The sequence below is a fragment of the Pseudomonas caspiana genome (genome assembly GCF_002158995.1).
Taxonomy (GTDB): Bacteria; Pseudomonadota; Gammaproteobacteria; order Pseudomonadales; family Pseudomonadaceae; genus Aquipseudomonas; species Aquipseudomonas caspiana.
In genome coordinates this window covers 16,917-34,836 of record NZ_LOHF01000033.1, presented here as the reverse complement: position 1 = coordinate 34,836, position 17,920 = coordinate 16,917, and the positions used below count along the sequence as shown (strand labels likewise).

Here is a 17,920-nt window from a genome sequence, read left to right as displayed (position 1 = left end):
CAATGAAATGTTCTGAAATGCATAATTGTGGGAAAGGTGCTGCGCCCCTACCATCACGTCAAAGGTCAGCCACCTCGTCAGGGGGACAGACCCATTCTTTGACGAGTTGGAGAACCATGCATGACAACTGCGCACGCAGCGGCCCAGTCCCCCGCGACACCGTCGATGTCCAGGGGCAAGCTTTACAAACTGGTGATTGCTTCGTCGATTGGCAATGCTCTGGAATGGTTCGATCTGGTCGTTTATGGCTTCTTCGCCATCACCATCTCCAAACTGTTTTTCCCCGCCGCTGACGAGACGGTCTCGTTACTGTTGGCGCTCGGCACGTTTGCAATCTCCTACATGATTCGCCCCTTGGGCGCAGCGGTGTTGGGCTCCTACGCAGACCGTGTCGGACGCAAGTCGGCGATGCTCGTGTCGATCTGGCTGATGATGCTCGGTACGCTGCTGATTGCGATCATGCCGACCTACGCGGCTATCGGTATCTGGGCACCCATCGGGATATTCCTGGCGCGCCTGATTCAAGGGTTTTCTGCGGGCGGTGAGTTCGGCAGTGCTACGGCCTTGCTGGTGGAGCATGCCCCGGAGCGCAAAGGGCTGCTTTCCAGCTTCATGTTTGCCAGCCAGGGCATCAGTGGTTTGCTCGCTTCAGGCTTCGGCTTGTTGCTCACTACGACGTTGACGGTGGACCAGCTCGAATCCTGGGGCTGGCGCATTCCATTTCTGTTCGGCTTGATGATCGGTCCGGTCGGCCTGTACATCCGCCGTCACATCGAAGAGGCCGGGGAGTTCAAGGAAAGCGAGCGCAGTCATGCGCCTGTGGGCGAGCTGTTCAAGGCGCACAAGTACCGCATGCTGCTCGCCGTAGGCGCGCTGGTGCTGTCGACGTCGGCCACCTACGTGATCATTTATATGCCGACCTATGCCGTCAAACAGCTGGGCCTGAGCGCATCCATCGGTTTCGCGGGCACGCTGCTCAGCGGGCTGGTGCTGACCATCCTGACACCGTTCATTGGTCATCTGTCCGACGTGTTTGGTCGTACCCGGATCATGCTCGGCGCATCGGTGATCTTCATCCTCAGCATCTATCCGGCGTTTTCCTGGCTGGCAGCCAACCCGACGTTGCTGGTTTTGTTGGCGGTACTGTTCTGGATGAGCATTCTCAAGGCGATCTACTTCGGTGGCCTGCCTGCCTTGATGTCCGAGTTGTTTCCTACCCAGGTCCGCGCCACCGGCATGGCCCTGAGCTACAACATCGGTACCACGGTGTTCGGCAGCTTCACGCCCTTCATCATCGCGTGGCTGATCAGTGCCAGCGGCAACAACCTTGCGCCGAGTTACTACCTGCTCGTCACCGGTGTGCTCAGCCTGGTCACCCTGTTGGCAATCCGTCGACAGCTGAAACTGGCCTGATCACGGCCGCCGAGGGAGCGCACGAGCGCCGCGAGGCCACGATGGCGATGTATCAGGTAAAGCGCCATCGCAGCTTCGTAGTACTCGTGCGCTCTAGGACGACGCTTCACCCCATCTAGAAACATGCCAGACATGTTCGTGCTTTGCCCGATCTGGCGATGAACTGTGCCAGATCCATTTGTTTGACTGCCAGTCACGGCCACGAGGCCAATAACTACAGTTTTACCGGAGCGGGCTATGTTGGATTTGCGAATGAAGTGGGCAGTGGCTGCGACCGTAAGCGTCTGTGCAATCGGTACGGCGCAGGCTGATTTCGTTGATGACAGTCACCTCACGCTGGGGCTGCGCAACTTTTATGTGGATCGCGATTTCAAGCAGGAAAATGCGCCCAAGTCGCGTACTGGCAGTTGGTCACAGGGTTTTGATTTACAGTTCAAGTCTGGCTATACCGATGGCCCGGTGCAGTTCGGGCTGGATGTCGGCAGCCAATTCGCCTATCGCATCGACGGCAGTAAGGACCGTTCGCCGGACGGGGTGTTACCGGTGCAAACCGATGGTAGTCCGGTTCACGATTACAGCCGGGCGAACGCGACGGCGAAAATTCGCTACTCGAACACCGAACTGCGTATTGGCGAGCAACGTCCCAATTTACCGGTGGTTTCCTACGACCCGACGCGGCAACTGGTGACCTCTTATCAGGGGGCGCTGCTGGAGTCCAAAGAGATCAAGGATCTGACCCTCACGGCCGGACATTTCTGGAGCATTGCCGGGCGCGAATCCTCCAACACTGAAGACCTTTACCTATGGGGCGACACGCCGAATCAAAGCAGTGACGGTTTGAACTTCGCCGGTGCCAGCTATGCCTTCACGCCGAATCTGACCGGCACTTATTTCTACGCTCAGCTTGAAGACATCTACCGTCAGCATTATGTGGGCGTCGCTCACAAAATGCCGTTGGGCGACGGTTATGCACTCAAGACGGATGTGCGTTACTACAACAGCAAAGAAGAAGGGCAGGCGCTATCGGGGCGTGTCGATAACCGCACCTATGGCGCGATGTTCAGCCTGCTCAAGGGTGGGCATACCTTTGGCGCGGGTTATCAGCGCATGCTGGGGCTGGATACGTTCCCGACCTTTAACAGCTACGCGCCTGCGCCGTATCTGATCAACTGGTCGGCGCTCGGCTTCGTCAAACCGGATGAGCGTTCCTGGCAAGTGCGCTACGACTACGATTTCGCCGCAATGGGAGTGCCTGGCCTGAAGTGGATGGCGCGCTGGATGGAAGGCAACGGCATCAATCTGGGTCAGCAAAGCCACGAGACTGAGCGCACTTCGATACTCAGCTATGTCGTCCAGGACGGCCCGCTCAAAGGCTTCGGCGCGACCTGGATGAATATCGGCGTAAACGTTCGCGACACGTCGCAATACGAAGAAAACCGGATGATTCTCACGTACACCGTCAGCCTTTGGTAATGGTGCTCGCCGTCACCAACTGTTCTTCCAGAAAGCTCAGAAAGTAACGGACCAACACTGGCAGTTTGCGCCCGGCCATGATCTGCACTTGCAGGCTGCGCTGGCGTAACTGCGGGTCGCTCATAGGCACCAGCACCAGATTGTCACGAGCGGTGGAGCCACTGACGGTGACGGTGCCGCACAGCGCAATCACATCCTGTGAGTAGCGCACCACGCTATAGATCGTGCCCAACGATTGACTGGTGTAGGCGGGCACGATGTTGATGCCCTGCAAGTGACAGGCGATATCGAACAGATAGCGCAGGGTCGAGCCTGTATAGGGCAGGGCCAGTGGACAATCTCGCAGGTCCTTCACTTCAAGGGACTCACGGGCGGCGAGCGGGTGGCTGGCAGGCATGAGAGCGCTGATAGGGGAGTCGCAGCTCAAGGAGATTTCCACGCCTTGGGTCGATGTCAGGCTGAAGGTCAGGGCGATGTCCACCGAACCTTCCTTGACCAGTTGCGATGCGCGGGCTGCGTCTACCACGTGCACATCGAAACTCGCGCCAGGGTGGAAGTTACGAAACTCTGCGGTGACCCTCGGTAAAAATTCCCACGCCATCCCTTCCGGGCAGGCGAGCACAATCCGGTGCTGCTGCAAGGTGTTTACGCCGCGCATTTCGGCGATCACGTTTTTCACTTCCAGCATGTTGCGCGTGGCATAGGCCAGCAGCAGTTCACCCGGCTCGGTCAGTTGCATGCCGCGTGGCTTGCGTTCGAACAACTGCAAACCGAGGGTTTCTTCAAGGTTGCTGATCTGGCGGCTGACCGCAGACACCGCAACGTGAAGTTCTTCGGCCGCTGCCGATAACGAACCGGTCCGGGCCACACTGTGGAAATAACGCAGCGGCAGATCATGCATATCAGCTCCCCATTCCTGCCTCATCGCTGTGCAGATCTGGTTTGTTCTAAAGGCAAGGATAGCTTGCAAACTTGATAATTGTTGCAAGTCAGGCGGCAACGTTACCCTTGATTTCATTGCTGGTCGAGCTGCTTTTAGCGCGACTCAAAGGCCCCGTGAAAGGTAATCCTGATGTCTTCAACCTCCCTGCATACCCGAGAGCACGCCATTGAGCTGGCCGTTCACAACCTGAATTCCGGCGCGTTTACTCAGACCCTGAGCCGCCGCGTCGCGCAACGTACCGAGAGCCAGAACCCTGAGTGCGCGCAACCGCTGCGTGACTATTTACTGGTCGAGCTGCAACCGTTGCTGGTTCGGCTGGGTTTCACCTGCCGCTTTGTCGAAAACCCCCACAGCGGCAAACCACCGTTGATGTTCGCCCAGCGAATCGAGGACCCGGCATTGCTGACCTTGCTGACTTACGGCCATGGCGACGTCACCAGCGGCCAGGATGAGCTCTGGCAGGAAGGCACTGCCCCTTGGCAATTGAGCATCAAGGACGGGCGCATTTATGGTCGCGGTACAGCAGACAACAAGGGCCAGCACAGTATCAACCTGGCCGCGTTCGAAGCGGTGTTGCAGGCGCGCGAAGGCAAACTCGGCTACAACCTGAAAATCATTTTCGAGATGAGTGAAGAGGTCGGTTCGCCGGGTCTTGAACAAGCCTGCCGTGACAACGCAGAAGAGCTGGCCGCCGACCTGTTTCTGGCCTCCGATGGCCCGCGAATCAGGCACGATCTGCCGACGTTGTTCCTCGGCTCTCGTGGCGTCTGCCAGTTCCGCCTGACGCTGGACACCGGCAACGGCAGCCGCCATTCGGGCAATTGGGGCGGGATTATTACTAACCCGGCCATCGTGCTGGGTCATGCCTTGTCATCGCTGGTTTCTGCTCAGGGCGAACTACTCGCGCAATGCCTGCGTCCGGCACCCATGCCGGAATACGTGTCGGCGCTGATTCGTGATCTGCCAGTGGGTGGCGAAAGCTTTGACCCGCAGCTCAATCCGAACTGGGGAGAGCCGGGCCTGACCACGGGCGAAAAACTGTTCGGCTGCAACACGCTGGAAATAGTAGGTTTGTCATCCGGCAGCACGGTCAAGGTGATCGGTGCGATTCCAGGGCGGGCCGAAGCGGTGTGCCAGTTACGCTTTGTCGACGGCACTGACTGGCAATCGCTGGAAAGCAACCTGCGCCAGCATCTGAATCAGCATGGCTTTGAAGACGTGCAGATCAACGTCGAGGGCGGCTATGCCGCGACGCGTCTTGATCCGCGTCATCCGTGGGTTGGCTTTGTGCAGCAGTCGGTGAGTCAGAGTCTGGGTGAACCGGTGAGCATTTTGCCGAACCTGGGCGGGACGATTCCCAACCACTGTTTCGCTGATGTATTGGGCTTGCCGACGGTCTGGCTGCCGCACTCCTATCCATCCTGCAAACAGCACGCGCCGGATGAACATCTGCTCGAGAGTGTTGTGGAGCAAGGCTTGAAAGCCGCGACCGGGTTGTTCTGGGATCTGGGCGAGGCGCCCGCGAAGATGCTGAAGGTCTGACAGACACTCTTTATTTGCACGGGCGCACGAAGCCCTTGTGGGAGCCGGGCTTGCCCGCGATACAGGCGACGCGGTTCTGTTGTGGACCGCGTCGGCCTTATCGCGGGCAAGCCCAGCTCCCACAAGGGGGCGTGTATTAACGATCCAGCCCCATAAACTGCATCACCCGTTCCCCTGCCTGACCGGCGCGAATGGTCTGCGGTCCGGCATCGGCCTGGACCACGCCGTTCTCCATGAAAATCACCCGGTCTGAAATGGACATGGCGAAGTCCATTTCATGGGTAACGATCAGCATGGTCATGCCTTCCTTTGCCAGGTCGCTGATGACCTTCAACACATCCCCCACCAGCTCAGGGTCGAGTGCCGAAGTCGGTTCGTCGAACAGCATGATCTGCGGATCCATTGCCAGGGCGCGGGCGATGGCGACGCGCTGTTGCTGACCGCCGGACAACTGGTGCGGATACTTGTGTGCATGAGCTAGCAGGCCGACCTTGTCCAGCAATGCGTAAGCGCGCTGTTCGCTGATCACCCGGTCCCGGTCGTGATAACGCGGAGCGAGGGTGACGTTGTCGAGGATCGTCCGGTGCGGGAACAGGTTGAAGTTCTGGAACACCATACCGATGCGCTGCACCCCGCGCCGAATCTGCGGATTGTTCGGCTTGTCGCCTGCGTGAATGAAGCTCTCGCCGAACAGAATGATCTCGCCGTCATCAATGCTTTCCAGGCCGTTGACGGTGCGAATCAACGAAGTCTTGCCCGAGCCTGACGGGCCAATGATGGAAATCACCTGACCCACAGCCACGTCCAGATTGATGCCCTTGAGCACTTCATGTTTGCCGTAACTTTTATGAATCGTGTGCAGTTGCAGCGCTGGCGCAAGACCACTTTCAACAGGGGCAGCCGTTTTCGAAACGGCGGCCGGGAGACTGGCGCGCAGTTGTTGCACGCTGGCGTCGTCCAGGGTTTGCGGCTTGCGGTTGTTCAGTTCCAGATGCTGTTCCAGCCAGTGAAAAAGCCAACCGAACACGGTGACGATCATCACGTAATACACGGCCACGGCTGACAGCGTTTCCATGACCAGAAAGTTTTGCGCGTACAGGCGTTGTCCCACGGTCAGCAGTTCGGTCAGGGAAATGACCGAGATGATCGAAGTGAGTTTGACCACGGTAATGTATTCGTTGATCAGCGTTGGCAGCGAGATACGGAATGCCTGCGGAATCACGATCAAACGCTGCATGCCCAGCACACCAATACCCAGCGCGCGCCCGGCTTCCTTCTGACCTTTGGCCACGGAAATCAGCCCGCCGCGATGGATCTCCGCCATGTACGCCGCTTCCGTGACCACCAGCGCAAACAGGCCTGAATAGAACGGGTCGGAGAACAGGTCGCGAGTAAACGGCAGCATCTGCGGCAGGTTGTAGATGAACACCACCAGCACCAACAGCGGGACGCTGCGGAAGAACCAGATATAAATCGACGCCGGAATACGGATCCAGCGCGACGCCGACAGCTTGGCCGAAGCCAGCAGAAATCCCAGCAGCATGCCGATAAACCAGCCCAGAGCACTGAGCTGAATAACGGTGATGCAGGACTTCCAGAAGTCCACCATCGAGAACAGAGAAAAAAAGTAAGCCCATTCGAATTGCATGTACACCGCATCCTGATTAGCGCAGATCGCTGTGGGAGATTCTATGTTTGCCTGCAAGCTGACGTGGGACCGGCTTTAGCCGGGAAAGCGGCATTCCTGACGATGCAGATGTCTTGAATGTACTGGCCTCTCCCGGCTAAAGCCGGTCCCACGTCATCGCTCCCCCAGGGTTATGCTGTGAATTAATTACCCGGCGCTTCCAGGTTGTATTTCTTCAGCAGCGCGTCGTATTCACCGGATTTTTTGGTCTCGTCGAAGGCTTTGAGCAGCGCTTGATACAGCTCCTCGTTACCCTTCTTCACGTAGATGCCCAGGGTCTGCTGATAGATCGAATGCTCAGTGCTGACCACCACGCGGCCTTTGGTGCGTTCGGCGATCATGCCGGCTGCGCCGTCAATTTCCACTTGTGCCTGGACATTGCCCGACAGCAGCGCCTGAGTCACTTCAGGGGCCGACGGGAACTCGCTGACCGAGATCGCGCCTTTGTTGTTCGGCACGCAGTAATCCACTGACAGCTTGTTGAACTGGGCAACCCAGGTCGTGCCTTTTTCCAATCCGACTTTCAGGCCGCAGAGGTCTTCCGGCACCTTAGGTTTAACTTTGCTGTCCTTGAGGACCATGATCGCTGCGCCGGTTTTGGCATAGGCAATGGTTTGTGCCTGAGTCTGACGTTCTGGCGTGATGTACATGCCCGAGATGATCGCGTCGTAGTGACCCGAGTTCAAGCTGAGGATCAGGCTGGAGAACTTGGTGTCGACGAAGTCCGCCTTGAGGTTCATGTGCTTGGCGAGCATGTGCGCCAGCTCTGGATCGGAGCCAACGACGTTTTTCTTCTCGTCATAAGACTCGAACGGTGGATAGGTGATCTCCATCCCCACTTTGAACACGCCCGGTGTCACGGTAGTGGCGGCGTGTGCCAGCGTCGCGCCGAACACGGCGGCGGCAAGCACGGTCAAGCGGACAGCAATGTTCTTTTTATTGCGCATCGTCGAGGACTCCAAAGTAGAGAAAGGTAAGGCACGTCAGGGTTGGGAAAAGGGTATTCGGGCTAGTCAGAGCGGTTCTGACGCCTGGTTTTTCAAATGGCCAAAACTCGAAGGCTTGCGGGCTTTTTCATAAAGCTTCAGTTCGCCGTTCTCCACTTTTTTACGCAGGTACTGATAGGTTTGCAGTGCCTGGCCGAACATATGTTCGCCGATGGTGATCTCCTCGTAATCCTGTGCGCCGGCCTTGGCGAACTGCGGCAACGGTTTGATTTGCGTATGAAAATCGCAGGCGTAGAACAGTGGAAACGAATAGCGTTCTTCGCTGACGGTTCTGACCCGATGGGCCGTTGCAACGAACGTACCAGCGGTCATCACCTCCAGCATGTCGCCGATATTCACCACAAACGCATCATCCACAGGCGGCGCGTCGATCCATTGGCCCAGATCGTTCATTACTTCCAGGCCGGGTTTGTCGGCCAGCAAGATCGTGAAGCACTCATAATCGGTATGCGCACCAATACCGGGCGCGTCTTGTGCAGCGTCGTCGAAGGGGTAGTGAATCAGGCGTAGCTTGGAAGGCGGCCGAGTGACCATCGCGTCGAAGTAACCCTCTTCCAGTCCGAGTGCCAGGGCGAAGCCATCGAACAGCCGCCGACCCAAGGCGAACACGGCAGCGTAATAGGCTTGCACGGCAGGCTTGAAGCCCGGCAGGTCCGGCCATTCGTTGGCGCCGATCAGCGGGGTTTTAGCGATCACCAACGGGTCTTCATCACCCACTTCAAAGCCGATATCGAAGGCTTCTTTATGGTCCGGTTTGCCTTTGGCATAAACCTCTTCGCCTTCCGGCACGAAGCCTTTATGGCTGCGCGACGTGCCGATGTAATGCTGCATCTTGTAATCCAGCGACTGGGCGAAAAGATCCTTGGCCGCCTGACGCAAGCCATCGATCAACTGCTGATCAATGCCGTGATTCTTGATGTACAGAAAACCGACTTCCCGCGCCGCTTTGCCGAGGTCTTCGGCCACCGCCTGACGCTGGGCAATATCGGGACTGAACAGACCAGCGATGTCCACCACCGGAATGCTGTTGAAGTTGGCGATGGCTTGAGAATGTTCCGGCATGACAACAGGCTCCATTAGCGGCGGTTGGATTGGGTGAAGCGCTGGAAGTGTTCGCGTTCGGTCTGGCCCATCCAGGTGTTCAACGACCACAAATCGGCCACCGGGACATTGGTGAAGGGCAGATGATGCAAGTAGCCATCGGCACCGAACTCTGGTGTTAGCGTGGTGACTTGATAGCCGCGCTCCTGCTGCGAGCGCCAGATCGCTTCCCAGTGTTGCTGATGGAAAGCCAGTTCTTTTGCGTATTCCGGTGCGGCGGGATGCGGTACTTGCGGGCCCTGGTCGTAGCCGACCCGGGCCTGAATGTGATGGACGCGCTCAACGAAAGCGCTCAGGTCGTCTTCCGGATCATTGAGCAGACGCTCGCAGGTCACGATCCAGTGGCTGATGTCGCTGGTAAAACGCAGGTCCGGCAACTGCCGAATCAGTTCAAGAGTTACCCACGGATTGAACAGCGAGCGCGAACGATGAGTTTCGAAGGTGCATAACTGGCCGTGCTTGCGCGCCAGTTCCATGGCCTGACCGAAGAACTCCACTTGTTGCGGCAACTGCCAGCGGTCATTACCGGCCAGTACGTTAACGAAGCGCGGCGACAGCTCACTGGCCCAGCCCAGTTTTTTGTCCAGATCCGTAAGGTGTTCGGTGACCGTGGCTGACTGTTCCGGCAGCACGTCGTAAGCGGTAAAGACCGTGCTGATATAACCCACCTGATTGGCCCGCAAGAAGGCCGCGAACTCAGCGCGTTCTGCCGCGCTCAAGGGCAGGCGAGCTTCCATGCCGTCGAACCCGGCTTCAAGCAGTTCTTCCAGAGCCTGGGTTTTGCTCGCGGTATAGCCCCAGAGGGTGCGGAATATTTCCAGCTTCATCGATCGACCTCAAAAGATTGCTCAAGCAAGTGGCGCGGCCTGATCTTAGGTGGGCGTGATGAGCGAGAAGAATAGGAAAGCTCAAATCGATAGTTCAGAGATTTGTGAAGTATCAGCGGCTCCCACAGGAATCACTGACGTGGGCGAGCATAGAATCTCTTACAGGATTCACTGATGACGTGGGACCGGCTTCAGCCGGGAAGAGGCCGGTACATTCAGTACATCTTCATCGTCAGAAATACCGCCTTCCCGGCTAAAGCCGGTCCCACGTCAGCTTGCGAATCGCCCACAAGCGATCACATTCAGGCCGGTTATCTTGAAATGCATGGAATCAGGCACGAACCCCGGAGTTCTAGGCATGTCGTCCTGTGCCAGCACAAGCGTACTATTCGCGCACGACCGTATTGCTGACGATCCTCGTCAAGGTATTGCGCAAATCACGCCGAAGAGCGTCTGCCATACCACCTTCTCTATTTTTTGTTTCTGCCAACCGGATTAATCGCTCCGGGATTGTCATAGGCACGCTACTTTTAAATCACTCGGCAACGTTCCGGGTGATCACAGAAAAAACGTACACAACCGAAACCGCTGTGGACCAGCGTCGCCAACCCGACGCATCAGCGGTTAACCGTGATGAATGCCAGGGGTTTTACGATGCAAACACTACTGATCAATGGCCAGGAGCATGAGCTGGATGTCGCTGAAGACATGCCACTGCTCTGGGTCCTGCGCGATGTGCTGGGCCTGACGGGTACCAAATATGGCTGCGGCATTGCCCAGTGTGGTGTGTGCACCGTGCATCTGGACGGTCAGGCGGTGCGCTCCTGCGTATTGCCGGTCAGCGCTGTGGCCGGTCGCAAAATCACCACCATTGAAGGTGTCGACCAATTGCCGGTCGGTCAGGAAGTACAAAAAGCCTGGCTCGCCCATGAAGTCGTGCAGTGCGGTTACTGCCAGCCGGGGCAGATCATGTCTGCCGTGGCGCTGCTGCAGGCGCATCCGGACGCCAACGAGGAGCAGATTACCGAGGCCATGGCCGGGAATCTGTGCCGTTGCGCGACCTACACTCGGATTCGTGCCGCCATCAAAAGCGTCAGTCAGGCCTGAAGGAAGACACCATGTCAGAAGTAAAAGGATCTGCTGCGACGGTGTCACGTCGCGGGCTGCTCAAGGGTGGCGCGCTTTCGCTGGGAGGGCTGGTCATCGGCACCTGGCTGCCACCGATGGCCACACGCAGCATGGCGGCCGAAGCGGTCAGCGCTGCCCGTCTGGGTGACAAAGCCTCGCCGGGTTTTGGTGCCTTTGTGCGCGTAGCCCTCGACGGTCAAGTCACCTTGATCTCGCCGAAAATCGAAATGGGTCAGGGTGTTCAGACCGGTATCGCGATGATGGTTGCCGAAGAGCTGGAAGTCCCGCTCAGCTCGGTCAGGATCGAAGAGTCGCCGCCCGACGCGGCGCTCTACACCGACAACATTCTGCAATTCCAGGCCACCGGCGGTTCGTCATCGACCCGTTACACCTGGGAGCCTCTGCGCAAAGCTGGCGCGACCGCGCGTGTTTTGCTGATCGAAGCCGCAGCCATTCGCTGGAACGTGGCGCCAAGCCTGTGCCGTGCCGAAAACGGCAAGGTACTGGGCCCGAACGGCAAGACGCTGGCCTATGGCGAACTGGTAGAAGCTGCCGCTGCGCTCCCGGTTCCCAAGGACGTGCCGCTCAAGGCTATCGCCGACTTCAAATTGCTGGGCACCTCGGCGCAGCGTCTGGACACGCCGCACAAGGTCAACGGTTCGGCGCAGTTCACCATCGACGTGAAAATCCCCGACATGCTGATCGCTTCGTCGCTGACTTGCCCGGTCCATGGCGGAAAGCTGCGCAGCGTGAAAGACGACGCTGCGCGCAAAGTCCCCGGTGTTCGCGACGTGATCCGTCTGGAGAATGCCGTCGCCGTCACTGCGACCAATTTCTGGTCTTGCCAGCAAGCGCTCAAGGCGCTGGAAATCGAATGGGACTTCGGTCCGCATGCCTCGATTGACTCTGCGCAACTGGACAAAGACCTGCTGGATGCCAGTTCCAAAGACGGCGTGTTCGCCAAGCAGACCGGTGATATCGGCGCGGCGCTGAAAAACGCTTCAAGTCAGTTCGAAGCCGTGTACCAGCAGCCGTTCCTGTCTCACTCGCCGCTGGAACCCATGACCTGTGTTGCCCATGTTCGCCCTGATATGTGCGAGCTTTGGGTGGGTTGTCAGGCCCCTGGCTTTGCGCAAATGGGCGCGGCCAAGGTCGCCGGTCTGCCTGTGGATAAAGTCGTTATACACAACCAGCTCATCGGCGGCGGCTTCGGTCGTCGTCTGGAGTCGGACTTTATCTTCCAGGCCGTGGACATCGCCCGGCAGCTCAGCTACCCGATCAAGTTGATCTGGAGCCGTGAAGAAGACATGACCCACGACAAGTACCGACCGCATTACGTGGACCGCATGAATGCGGCGCTGGGTAAGGATGGCAAGCCTGTCGGTTGGGAACATCGAATCGCAGGCGCTTCAGTGATGGCTGCCTACGTCGGCAAGTTGCCGGAAAGCGGGGTGGATGCTGACGCCGTCGAAGTGGCCATCGATCCGGTCTACAAACTCGACAGCCTGCAAGTGCGCTATATCCGCCAGGACCCGGACGTGATTCCGGTTTCGTGGTGGCGTGGCGTGGGCCCGTTGCGCAGCACTTACGCCGTTGAAAGCTTCATCGACGAGCTGGCGCACAACGCCAAAATTGATCCGGTTGAATACCGCCTGAGCCTGATGCAGGAGCAACCCCGCGCCCAGGCAGTGCTGAAGAAAGCTGCAGAGATCGCCGACTGGAAAACGCCGTTGCCCGCCGGCCACGGTCGTGGCGTTGCGGTCAGCGCGGTGTTTGGCAGCTTCGTGGCGACCATCGTCGAGCTGGAAGTGCAGGCTAACAAAGGCCTGCGGATCAAGCGTTTGATCACAGTCGTGGATTGCGGCTTTGCCACCAACCCACGGTCTGTCGAATCGCAGATGGAAGGCGGCACATTGTTCGGCCTGTCGGCTGCGCTGTTCAACGAAATCCTCATCGAGAAAGGCCAGGTGGTTCAGACCAACTTCCACGCCTATCGGCAGATCCGCATGAGTGATGCACCGCCTGTGGAGGTGCATGTGACCAAGAGTGAAGAAAGCCCCGGTGGTGTCGGTGAGACCGGCGCAGTGCCTGCTGCTGCAGCGCTGGTCAACGCTGTGTTCGCTGCGTCGAAAGTACGCGAGCGTCGTCTGCCACTGAGCCGCTTTGGCTATTTCACTCTTTGAGGAGCGCTGTTATGAAAACGTTGAATTATGCGCTCGCGGTGTTGGGTACAAGCTTTGCGCTGACGGCTCAGGCTGCTGATCAAAGCCTTATCAGCAAAGGCGAGTACCTGACTCGTGCGGCGGATTGCGTGGCGTGTCACGTCACCCCGGGCGGCAAACCCTATGCGGGCGGTCTGGAATTCAAGCTGCCGTTTGGCACGCTGTATTCGCCGAACATCACCCCCGATAAAGAAACCGGGATTGGTAACTGGACCGACGACGAGTTTGTCAGCGCTTTGCAAAAGGGTGTTGGCAAGGACGGCAAGCATTACTACCCGGCCTTCCCGTACACCTCTTACACGCTGATGCCGCGCGAGGACATTCTGGCGATCAAGGCTTATCTGTTCAGTCTTGAACCGATCAGCCAGAAGCCGAAGGAGAATGACCTCGCATTCCCGTTCAACCAGCGTTGGGGCATGTTCTTCTGGAACGCGATCTTCGCCGGTAACGAACGTTTTGTGCCGGACAGCAAACAGTCTGCCGAATGGAACCGTGGCGCGTATCTGGTGCAAGGCCCGGGGCACTGTGGCGAATGCCATACTCCGCGCAATATCTTCCAAGCCATGAGCAGCGGCAAATCCCTGGCCGGTGGTGAAATTGGCAACTGGCGTGCTTACAACATCAGCTCTGACCCGACACACGGGATCGGTGCCTGGCCGCAGGAAGCCTTGGTCAGCTATCTGTCCAAAGGTTATGCGCCGGGTTACGGCGGTGCTGGCGGGCCGATGGCGGATGCAGTCGAGCACAGCCTGCGCTACCTGACGCCGGAAGACGTCAACGCGATTGCTGTTTACCTCAAGTCCACGCCTGCTCGCAGCCAAGGTGTGCCGCGACCGGCTGTTGCGGTCAACGACAAAGCTGAGAAAGGCTTGGGCAGCAAGGTGTTTACCGATTCATGCGTGGGTTGCCACCGTCTGGACGGTACGGGTAATCAGTCGGCAATCGCGACCTTGATTGGCCTCAAAACAGTCAACGACCCGGCAGGCACTAACCTGATGGCAACGTTGCTGGAAGGCCACACCCAAGGCACGCTCCGCGCCGATCAACGCATGCCGGACTTCGCCCGCGCCTACAACGACACCGAGCTGGCAGCAGTCAGCACCTTCGTACTGCGTCGTTTTGGGCAGAGTAATGGGGAAGTGAAGGCAGAGGATGTAGCGAAATCGAGAGAGGCTTCGTTGCACTGATTGGCGGCGCTTATCGTTTAAATTGAAATGCTCTCCTCTGTGGGAGCTGGGCTTGCCCGCGATAAGGCTGGACGCGATCTAAAGAGAATCGCGCCAGCCTTATCGCGGGCAAGCCCAGCTCCCACAGAAATCTGCGCTTTTCCGTAGGACCGGCGTTAGCCGGGAGGGCGTCGGGACATTCACCAAATACTTTTCACCAGAAATACCGCTCTCCCGGCTAAAGCCGGTCCTACATGTTGAAGGCCGTTGATACGTGCATCAGCCTTCCAACATCCACCGCAACGTCTCTTTCAACGGCGGTGTCTGCCACTCTGGCACTAGCCCGCGCAGGCGTGAGTTATCCCCGCACAACGTCTTCACTTCGTTCTCCCGGACAAACGCCGGGTTCACTTCGGTGATGATTGGATGGCCGGTGATTTCGCTGCACATGTCGATGACTTCGCGAAGCGAGTGAGTGACGCCTGAGCTGACGTTGATGGTCTGCCCGATAGGGCGAGCCTCGAGCAAACCCCGATAAGCACTGACCACCGCGCGTACATCGCTGAAATCTCGCCATACATCAAGATTGCCCAGCTCGATGCGCTCGGCTTTGCGCAGAAAGTGAGAAACGATTTTGGGTAGCAGGAAGTTTTCGTCCTGACCAACGCCTGTGTAGTTGAACGGGCGAGTGATCACAATGGGTAATCGAGATTGCCAAAGATGCGCCATGTGTTCCATGGCCAGCTTGCTGACCGCGTAATCATTGGCGGGGGCGGCGGGGGTCTTTTCGTCCAGTAACCCTTCGGAGGCATTGCCGTAAACATTGGCGCTGCTGGCGATCAGTACGCATTCCGGCGTTTTCCCGCAAGCATCAATGGCTTGCAGCAGGTTGCGAGTGCCGATCAGGTTGACCTGATAAAACGCATCCGCCACGCCATGCCCGACGAATGCCACTGCGGCAAGGTGCACCACAATGTCGGGCTGGATTTCGGTCAGGCGCTTTTGCAGTTCTGTGGTGTTGGCCAGATCAACCTGGAGGTAACCGGCTTCGCTTGAAGGCTGGCGACCTATGCCGACGACTTCGCAGCCCTGGGCCGCCAGTTCGGCCGCCATGAAGCGCCCGGTGAACCCATGGATGCCCGTGATCAAAACGCGCTTGCCGGCAATACTCATCAGAAGCTGATGCCTCTTTCATTACGTAGCAGATCCGCTTCAACCATCATTCGGCATAGCTCCTCAAGCGTGGTTTTGGATTCCCAGCCGAGGATTTTCTTGGCTTTGGCCGGGTCACCGATGAGCAGTTCGACCTCGTTCGGGCGATAAAATTTCGGGTTGACCGTCACCAGCACCTTGCCCGTTGCGGTGTCGACTGCGTGTTCATCTTCGCCCGTTCCTTTCCACTCGATGTTCATGCCCACCGCCTTGAACGTCATGGTGACAAAGTCGCGCACGGTCTCCACGCGGTTGGTGGCGAGAATAAACGTGTCCGGTTCGTCAGCCTGAAGCATGCGCCACATGCCCTCGACGTATTCCTTGGAGTAACCCCAGTCACGCTTGGCGTCCATGTTGCCCAGAGAAAATGCGTCCAGCTGGCCGAGTTTGATCTTGGCCACAGAGTCGGTGATCTTGCGCGTCACAAACTCCAGCCCGCGCAGCGGCGACTCATGGTTGAACAGGATGCCGCTGGTGCCAAAAATACCGTACGACTCACGGTAGTTGATGGTCATCCAGTGCGCATAAAGCTTGGCGACGCCGTACGGGCTGCGCGGGTAAAACGGCGTGCTTTCAATCTGCGGGATTGCCTGCACCTTACCGAACATCTCGGAAGTGGAAGCCTGGTAGAAGCGAATCTTCGGGTTAACGATTCGAATGGCTTCAAGCAGATTGACCACGCCCACGCCGGTAATTTCTGCGGTGGTCAGTGGTTGCTCGAAGGACACCCCGACAAAGCTTTGTGCCGCCAGGTTATAGATCTCCGTGGCTTCGGTTTTCTGCAACAGGCGGATACTGGCCGACAGGTCGGTCAGGTCATATTCGATCAAGTGGAGATTGGGATGATTCTGGATTCCCAGCTCGTTTATGCGCCAGAAATTGACTGAGCTGGTGCGGCGGTAGGTGCCATAGACGGTGTAACCCTTTTCGAGCAACAACTCGCTCAGGTAAGCGCCATCCTGACCTGTGATGCCGGTAACGATTGCTTTCATACGGTGGCTTTCAACTCCGTTCAAGAGGATAGAGCGGTCGCCGGTTGGGATCCTCATGACCGCAACGCTATGGCTGGACCATCCTTGATACTGCGGGGGAGATGTTGCGCGAGACCCTTCACATGCTAGACGACACAACGGTCAAGTAAAGGGCGCGCGCAACATCTTGTAAAAAACACGCACACGAACAGAAAGTCTGCTTTATTCATTCATATGGGAGTAGGTCGCCGGCGTGAAGAGGACCCACTTCATGCATTTGGCGGTGCGTAGCGCAGTGCGTGAAATCTGACCAAGGGTCATTAAGCCCTTTTCACCACTTGCCGATAACCGAAATACTCAACACATCGATCGGTGGCGCAATGTTCAATACTCGCTTGAAAAAGGAATTACAGGCGCAACAAGCCGAGTTGGAAATGTACAGGCAGATGGAAGTCGGCATGAATGCGCAGATGCTTTCCATCACCCTTGATCCCAACTATCGAGTTACCCATATCAACGCCAACTTCCTCAAGTCGCTGGGTTACAGCGTTGAGCAGGTGCGTGGGCGCTCCATGGATGAACTTGTTCCTGCCTACGTTAAACAGCTCGATTGTTACCGCAATCTTAGAGCTGCCGTGGACGCCGGCGAATCGGTCATCGATAACTATCGTTTCCTCAAGGTGGATGGCAGCCTGGCCTGGGTCAGGGCGATCTGGTATCCGATCATGGGCGATGACGGCAAGCTGTCGCAGATCCGCTGTTTTGGTTCCGACATCACCGAAGCGATTGAGCAGGCCACTGAAAACGCCGGGTTTATCCAGGCGCTGCTGCGCTCTACGGCTGTCATCGAGTTTGATCTGGGTGGGCACGTGATTACCGCCAACGATCAGTTTTTGCGGGGCATGGGTTACAGCCTTTCGCAGATCAAGGGCAAGCATCACAGTATGTTTTGCGAGCCTGAGGAAACCTCTTCTTCCAAGTACAAGGAATTCTGGGCGACCTTGAATCGTGGCGAGTTTGTCGCCAGCCGGTTCAAACGGATTGATGCCAGTGGCCGTGTGGTATGGCTGGAAGCGACCTACAACCCGGTGCATGACGCTCAGGGCAAGCTCTACAAAGTGGTCAAGTTTGCCACGGTAATCACTGAGCAGGTTGAGCGCGAGGAGGAAGTCAGCGAGGCGGCGGGTATTGCTTTCGAGATTTCCCAGCGCACCGATTTGAGTGCTCA

Annotated in this window: 13 protein-coding genes and 1 pseudogene; 7 read left to right on the top strand and 7 right to left on the bottom strand. The window is 57.6% G+C overall.

The annotated features are described in order from the left end of the window. The first annotated feature begins 120 nt into the window (after positions 1-120). Together AUC60_RS25365 and AUC60_RS25360 are read left to right on the top strand one after the other, a co-directional pair. On the top strand, positions 121-1,413 hold the full coding sequence (locus tag AUC60_RS25365; protein WP_087274032.1) for an MFS transporter: 1,293 nt from the start codon (positions 121-123) through the stop codon (positions 1,411-1,413). 237 nt (positions 1,414-1,650) lie between these two features. Continuing rightward, entirely contained in the window at positions 1,651-2,886 is a 1,236-nt protein-coding gene (locus AUC60_RS25360) for an OprD family porin (RefSeq protein WP_238599640.1), read from the top strand. On the opposite strand, the gene AUC60_RS25355 is transcribed toward AUC60_RS25360, so the two are convergent. Continuing rightward, positions 2,873-3,787, bottom strand: coding sequence for a LysR family transcriptional regulator (locus tag AUC60_RS25355; RefSeq protein WP_087274029.1), 915 nt, complete (start codon positions 3,785-3,787; stop codon positions 2,873-2,875). The genes AUC60_RS25360 and AUC60_RS25355 overlap by 14 nt on opposite strands. Positions 3,788-3,958: 171 nt before the next feature. On the opposite strand from AUC60_RS25355, the gene AUC60_RS25350 reads away from it, so the two are divergent. Then, positions 3,959-5,371, top strand: a complete 1,413-nt coding sequence (locus AUC60_RS25350; protein ID WP_087274026.1) for a M20 family metallopeptidase — start codon at positions 3,959-3,961, stop codon at positions 5,369-5,371. Between the two features lie 136 nt (positions 5,372-5,507). Here AUC60_RS25350 and AUC60_RS25345 read toward each other — a convergent pair whose 3' ends face one another. From AUC60_RS25345 to AUC60_RS25330, 4 genes are all read right to left on the bottom strand, one after another. Then, the gene (locus AUC60_RS25345; RefSeq protein ID WP_087274023.1) at positions 5,508-7,019 is read right to left on the bottom strand and encodes an amino acid ABC transporter permease/ATP-binding protein; all 1,512 of its coding nucleotides are present in this window, start codon (positions 7,017-7,019) and stop codon (positions 5,508-5,510) included. 182 nt (positions 7,020-7,201) lie between these two features. Beyond that, positions 7,202-8,005, bottom strand: a complete 804-nt coding sequence (locus tag AUC60_RS25340) for an ABC transporter substrate-binding protein (RefSeq protein WP_087274021.1) — start codon at positions 8,003-8,005, stop codon at positions 7,202-7,204. A 66-nt stretch (positions 8,006-8,071) separates the two neighbouring features. Continuing rightward, complete coding sequence (locus AUC60_RS25335; protein ID WP_087274019.1) at positions 8,072-9,127, bottom strand: isopenicillin N synthase family dioxygenase; 1,056 nt, start codon at positions 9,125-9,127, stop codon at positions 8,072-8,074. Between the two features lie 14 nt (positions 9,128-9,141). Continuing rightward, positions 9,142-9,993: a sugar phosphate isomerase/epimerase family protein gene (locus AUC60_RS25330; protein ID WP_087274017.1), complete on the bottom strand. Its 852-nt coding sequence runs from the start codon at positions 9,991-9,993 to the stop codon at positions 9,142-9,144. Between the two features lie 654 nt (positions 9,994-10,647). Between AUC60_RS25330 and AUC60_RS25325 the strand changes: the two genes are divergently transcribed. The 3 genes from AUC60_RS25325 to AUC60_RS25315 are packed head-to-tail and all read left to right on the top strand — an operon-like array spanning position 10,648 to position 14,530. Beyond that, the gene (locus AUC60_RS25325; protein WP_087274015.1) at positions 10,648-11,100 is read left to right on the top strand and encodes a (2Fe-2S)-binding protein; all 453 of its coding nucleotides are present in this window, start codon (positions 10,648-10,650) and stop codon (positions 11,098-11,100) included. 11 nt (positions 11,101-11,111) lie between these two features. Next, positions 11,112-13,304 carry a xanthine dehydrogenase family protein molybdopterin-binding subunit gene (locus AUC60_RS25320; RefSeq protein WP_087274013.1) on the top strand — a complete coding sequence of 731 codons (2,193 nt, stop codon included), beginning with the start codon at positions 11,112-11,114 and terminating at the stop codon, positions 13,302-13,304. A gap of 11 nt (positions 13,305-13,315) precedes the next feature. Beyond that, positions 13,316-14,530 (top strand): cytochrome c, encoded by a 1,215-nt coding sequence (locus AUC60_RS25315; RefSeq protein WP_087274012.1) that lies wholly within the window; start codon positions 13,316-13,318, stop codon positions 14,528-14,530. A gap of 258 nt (positions 14,531-14,788) precedes the next feature. Here the strand turns inward: AUC60_RS25315 and AUC60_RS25310 are convergent, their stop codons facing one another. After that, positions 14,789-15,682, bottom strand: coding sequence for a GDP-mannose 4,6-dehydratase (locus AUC60_RS25310; protein WP_087274010.1), 894 nt, complete (start codon positions 15,680-15,682; stop codon positions 14,789-14,791). After that, positions 15,682-16,713: a GDP-mannose 4,6-dehydratase gene (gene gmd, locus AUC60_RS25305; protein WP_087274008.1), complete on the bottom strand. Its 1,032-nt coding sequence runs from the start codon at positions 16,711-16,713 to the stop codon at positions 15,682-15,684. The genes AUC60_RS25310 and gmd overlap by 1 nt, the downstream gene beginning before the upstream one ends. 359 nt (positions 16,714-17,072) lie before the next feature. On the opposite strand from gmd, the pseudogene AUC60_RS28665 reads away from it, so the two are divergent. After that, positions 17,073-17,849 (top strand): annotated as a pseudogene (locus AUC60_RS28665) (PAS domain-containing protein); the annotation flags it as partial. Positions 17,850-17,920: the final 71 nt, after the last annotated feature.

Excerpts from the sequence above, each read along its gene's own strand:
- AUC60_RS25310 (WP_087274010.1), bottom strand. The coding sequence starts at position 15,682 with ATGAGTATTGCCGGCAAGCGCGTTTTGATCACGGGCATCCATGGGTTC.
- AUC60_RS25365 (WP_087274032.1), top strand. The coding sequence starts at position 121 with ATGACAACTGCGCACGCAGCGGCCCAGTCCCCCGCGACACCGTCGATG.
- AUC60_RS25335 (WP_087274019.1), bottom strand. The coding sequence starts at position 9,127 with ATGCCGGAACATTCTCAAGCCATCGCCAACTTCAACAGCATTCCGGTG.
- AUC60_RS25350 (WP_087274026.1), top strand. The coding sequence starts at position 3,959 with ATGTCTTCAACCTCCCTGCATACCCGAGAGCACGCCATTGAGCTGGCC.
- AUC60_RS25345 (WP_087274023.1), bottom strand. The coding sequence starts at position 7,019 with ATGCAATTCGAATGGGCTTACTTTTTTTCTCTGTTCTCGATGGTGGAC.
- AUC60_RS25315 (WP_087274012.1), top strand. The coding sequence starts at position 13,316 with ATGAAAACGTTGAATTATGCGCTCGCGGTGTTGGGTACAAGCTTTGCG.
- AUC60_RS25360 (WP_238599640.1), top strand. The coding sequence starts at position 1,651 with ATGTTGGATTTGCGAATGAAGTGGGCAGTGGCTGCGACCGTAAGCGTC.
- gmd (WP_087274008.1), bottom strand. The coding sequence starts at position 16,713 with ATGAAAGCAATCGTTACCGGCATCACAGGTCAGGATGGCGCTTACCTG.
- AUC60_RS25355 (WP_087274029.1), bottom strand. The coding sequence starts at position 3,787 with ATGCATGATCTGCCGCTGCGTTATTTCCACAGTGTGGCCCGGACCGGT.
- AUC60_RS25325 (WP_087274015.1), top strand. The coding sequence starts at position 10,648 with ATGCAAACACTACTGATCAATGGCCAGGAGCATGAGCTGGATGTCGCT.
- AUC60_RS25330 (WP_087274017.1), bottom strand. The coding sequence starts at position 9,993 with ATGAAGCTGGAAATATTCCGCACCCTCTGGGGCTATACCGCGAGCAAA.
- AUC60_RS25340 (WP_087274021.1), bottom strand. The coding sequence starts at position 8,005 with ATGCGCAATAAAAAGAACATTGCTGTCCGCTTGACCGTGCTTGCCGCC.
- AUC60_RS25320 (WP_087274013.1), top strand. The coding sequence starts at position 11,112 with ATGTCAGAAGTAAAAGGATCTGCTGCGACGGTGTCACGTCGCGGGCTG.